The 4,434-nt window shown below is 44.4% G+C and carries 3 protein-coding genes; 1 reads left to right on the plus strand and 2 read right to left on the minus strand.

Annotation, left to right across the window (positions count from 1 at the left end):
* Together BWI97_RS28700 and BWI97_RS25835 are read right to left on the minus strand one after the other, a co-directional pair.
* Window positions 1-435, minus strand: a 435-nt coding sequence (locus tag BWI97_RS28700; protein ID WP_233208053.1) for a hypothetical protein, incomplete at its 3' end; no start/stop codon positions are given.
* Window positions 436-445: 10 nt separating this feature from the next.
* On the minus strand, window positions 446-1,108 hold the full coding sequence (locus tag BWI97_RS25835; RefSeq protein ID WP_102203370.1) for a helix-turn-helix domain-containing protein: 663 nt from the start codon (window positions 1,106-1,108) through the stop codon (window positions 446-448).
* Between the two features lie 1,509 nt (window positions 1,109-2,617).
* On the opposite strand from BWI97_RS25835, the gene BWI97_RS25845 reads away from it, so the two are divergent.
* A complete protein-coding gene (locus BWI97_RS25845) occupies window positions 2,618-4,408 on the plus strand; it encodes a PAS domain-containing protein (protein ID WP_102203372.1) in 1,791 nt (596 codons plus the stop codon).
* Window positions 4,409-4,434 lie beyond the last annotated feature (26 nt).

Here is a 4,434-nt window from a genome sequence, read left to right on the forward strand (position 1 = left end):
GGCTTTCAGGAAATCGCCCAATCTTCGATTCCGATACCGTTTAGGTCTGGGGTGCCCAAGGCGTAGATCATCCAGCTTTACAGACCGATCAGGCCCTCCCGAATTAAAAAGTATAATCTTATCTGGATGGATAAATACCTTAATGGGTTCTCTGACCTGATAATCCCGGTGAAAAATGCAGTTAGCAATGGCTTCTTGTAAAGCAATCAAGGGGTAATTGAAGACCCGAATCGATTCTGCCTGGGATTCGAGCTTGATCACCTTCTCTAAAAGTACCTGTGAAACCATATAATCGGTGAGTTGCCTGATCTGATGGTGAACGGGTCCAGTAAAGCGAGTTTCGGTGAAGTCTCGATCGGCGGGGCCCTGGGTGTACCGGACTACTTCGATATAGGTATAAGGAAAGAACCGATCGGGCCGCTCCGAGAAAAGCATCAAGGAGACGTTACGAGGGAATTACTTGCTCTATGGGTCCAGAAAGCAAAGCCATCTGCTGGAGTAAATCCCGCTTAGCGGTTTGTTCCAGGTTATCCAAGAGCCGGCTATTCGTTTGCTGCAAGTACTCTCTGATCCAGAATAAAGAAATATCGTCCAAGCTGGCCTGCGTATTGGGGCGATCATCAAAGGGTATTTGATTGGCTAAACTAATGAGTTCCTGTTGCTCGGGCAGAGAAGCTTTGACGGAATTGGCATACTTGCGAATATAATAGTGAAAGGTCTTCTGCTTATCGGTAATAACTTCCGGTACCTGGTGAGGCCGATTAGAGCTTCCTGGTATCCAGATCACCAATAGCTTCTTTTGATCTACGTCTTCAATGAAAAGCCTGGGGTAGTATTCGGGCCGAATGAGTTGATTGAATCCGATCATTTCCCGTTGGATCTTATCCAATTGCTCCAATGGCAGTCCCTTAACCGGACGCTGAGCAATGCCATCCCTTTCCTCAATCCCGACGATAATATACCCGCCTCCCAAGTTATCAAAGTCGTTAGCAAAGGCACAGATACTGCGGTAAATGGCATTCGGATTCCAGCCTTCTTTGAACTCAACGCGGTCTGACTCGACCGAGGTATGATTAATAAGACTTTCTAAATCAATGGGTAAACTCATGAAGGTGTTGAAAAATGAACTTGAAAATAAGCTCTTTTCTCAAATTTTTTACTTTCATCTTGTAAATGAATCAATCGTCTGAAAATTACGAATGGATCTGTAATTGATAAAAGGACTAATCAATAGTTAGGCTAAAACGGTTATTTCTCAAAAGTGACCAATATAAGAGAAATGACAATAATCCTATGGCCTTTTACAAACAACTTCTGTAAATGGTTACAGATTAGAATGCACCTTTCATGAGAATGGCATAGTTGGCAAGCCGTCTAGCTTTTATAGAATAATTTCGGCGTGAAGTGTATGTCCTTCGGGAAGTTTCGCGAAAAAATCTGCTCAAAACCTATGCTTAGGACTCACAGCCGGCATCGCAGGCTAACTCCCAGGACATGTCACCTATAAATAACTTACCCTAATGCTGGATGGAACGGAACCTGTTTTGAGCTTATAGGAGCTGTTCACCTGTGCATGAGTTAAGTAACATGCTATGACGACTACGCAATAAAAGGCCCACCTGGGGAAATATCCAGGCAGGCCTTTTTGGGGATTTATTCAAGCAAATTAGTTATAAATAATGCATACAGTTTTTCAACGCTTCATTGACTTATCTAAATCCTTTCGCAGTGCTTCATCAGTTGAATAAATACTACGTTTGATCCTAATTCACCTGACGAAGCAGACTCCTAAGCCGCCACTATAGAGCCTCAACCTGCCCAAAGGAGCAGGGACTAAATGTTGTTTAACCCACTGCTCCACAAAGGTAAACGTTTCATTTTTAAGTTAAACAGGCTTAAACTAACCAGTTAAGACCCCTACAAGTAGGGGTATCCCCCTGTTTTTAGGGGATGCAATTGGGTTAAATTGTACCTATATATCCTAACATTCAGCTTGCTACCTTTGATTCAACTTGTGAGGCAGAAGTTTGATGTTGGACTTCGCTTCTACCGAATCAAGCAGGGCAAGGTTAGGCTCTTTACTTGAAGCGAAGAGCCGATCTCCGTCAGTCATTTGGGTTGAAAGGGGGAAAGTGACCTAATGACTGACGGAGCTTTGCCTGACCAAAAGGATCTAACTATGTAGCCGTTAGTCTTCTACCTTCTGCTTATTGTTAGTTCACGTTAGATTGACATTGAACCTTATGAAAGGCCTGCTTAAGGAGATCCTTAAGCAGGCCTTTTGCATTTTTCAAGGTATAGACCATTCCGCTTGAGTGCCAGAACCAAAGGAAAATAGCTATCAGACCATCGTTGATGAAGGGGTAAGGGTGATCAAAAATAGTCTGGTTTCCCAGAGGAGTTGATAGCATTTCGCCCTATGTGAACTTCCTCCTAGTAAGGCTAGTACAACGCTTAAATCTGCATGATCATTGAGAACCTATAAAATGGGCAGAATTGAATTGAACCGGTCGGATGGAGTGATTCATACTTTTGATTGATAAGTAGTAACTTATTCTACTATTACTCATTTTTTAATAGTATCTTACGTCAATTTTTCATATAAAAATGGCTCGTCGTGCTTAACCAGGAATCCGCTTTTTCCACTAATTCTACTGAAGAAAACCAACGGCTCCAATTTGCTTTACAGGCTGCGGGCATCGGTACCTGGGATTTAGACATCATCCATCAACAGGTTTGGTGGGATGAACGTTGTAAGGAACTCTATGGATTTTGCAAAGATGCTGTTGTTTCTTATGATCAGGTGCTTTCCTACATGCACAAGGAAGATCAACAGCGAGTGGATCAAGCCGTCCAATGGGCTTTGAATCCGGCCTCTGGCGGTCAATATATGATTGAATTTCGAACCATTGGAGCGGAAGACAAACGCCTGCGTTTGCTACGCTGTCAGGGAAAGGCTTACTTTGATGAACGTGGCGTGGCCTATCGTTTTTCAGGGATCGCTCAAGACATCACCGAAGAAAAAAAGCTTGCTGAAGACCTGGAGCAACAACAACTCCAGCTTCAAACGATTCTCGATCATCTCCCGGTAGGCATTTTGATTGCCGATGCAACCGAAAAGTTGCTGTATGGCAATCCGCAAATGGAACGTATGTTCATGCATACGCTTAGGGAGAGTAAGGATCTGGAATTTTATCAAACTGGGCAGCTGTTTGATCCGTTGACTAACGACCCTATTGCTCTGGAACAAATACCAATGGTGCGGACACTGCGGCACGCGGAAACAGTCGAAGGAGTTGAAGTTAAATTACGTCGGGCAGATCATACCTGGGCGTATGCTTCGGTTAATAGTGTTCCCGTCTTGAATGCTCAAGGGAAGGTACAGCTAGGCGTAGCCGCTTTTATTGACACAACCCAGCGTAAACGAGCTGAAGAAGACCTGCGTAAGAATGAGACTCTGCTACGTTCCGTTTTAGAAAGTATCTTGGATGGTGTTTACATCGGCGGTATGGAAGGGATCAGCTTAGCTAACCAGGTGGCTTTGGATCAACTAGGGTATGCCACACGTGAAGACCTGAATCGCAACATTGCCACGCTAGCTCAGGAAATTCAGACGAGAGACTATCAAACCCGTGCCATCATCCCTGCTTCTGAGCAAGCCTTTGCTAAGGCATTGGGGGGACAACGAATCATTCAGGATGTGCTCGTACGTCACCGCACAAGTCAGCAGGAACGCGTGGTTCGTTGTGCAGCAGCTCCCGTTCTAATCGATGGCAAAGTAGTTGCGGCGGTGGCTGTCAATACGGACGTTACCGAAATTAAACAGGCTGAAGAAGCCCTTCGCCTGAGTAAACAGCGTTATAAAGAATTAGCCAGTGAGCTTGAGCAGCGGGTGGAGGAAAGAACCCACGCACTGGTAGCAGCGAATTACGATCTCAAACGCTCCAATGATCACCTGCAACAGTTTGCTTACGTAGCCAGTCATGATTTACAGGAGCCTCTTCGTAAAATTCAGGTATTTACCAGACTATTAGCACGAGAAGAAGTCGGGGTGAATGAAAAAGCTAGTCATCATTTAAGTCGTATCCAGGCTGCTACCAGCCGAATGTCTTCGCTGATAAAGGACTTACTGAGTTATTCGCAGGTCGTGACCCGGCAGCAAGATTTCACGCAGGTTTCTATAAATGCAATACTCGATCAGGTTTTAGATACCCTGTCCATCCCCATCCTAGAAAGAAAAGCTCAAATAACTGTAGATGCTCCCATTACTGTAGTAGGGGATGAATTACATCTTCATCAACTCTTTCAGAATTTACTTTCCAATGCACTTAAAATATACACCCCCAGAAAAGGTACCTGTCATTCATATTGCCTATCAGCGACTGCAGCGTCAGCCAGTTACCGATGAACATTTCGCCTACGAGTCAAGCCCAA

It is taken from the genome of Siphonobacter sp. BAB-5405 (assembly GCF_002872335.1).
Taxonomy (GTDB): domain Bacteria; phylum Bacteroidota; class Bacteroidia; order Cytophagales; family Spirosomataceae; genus Siphonobacter.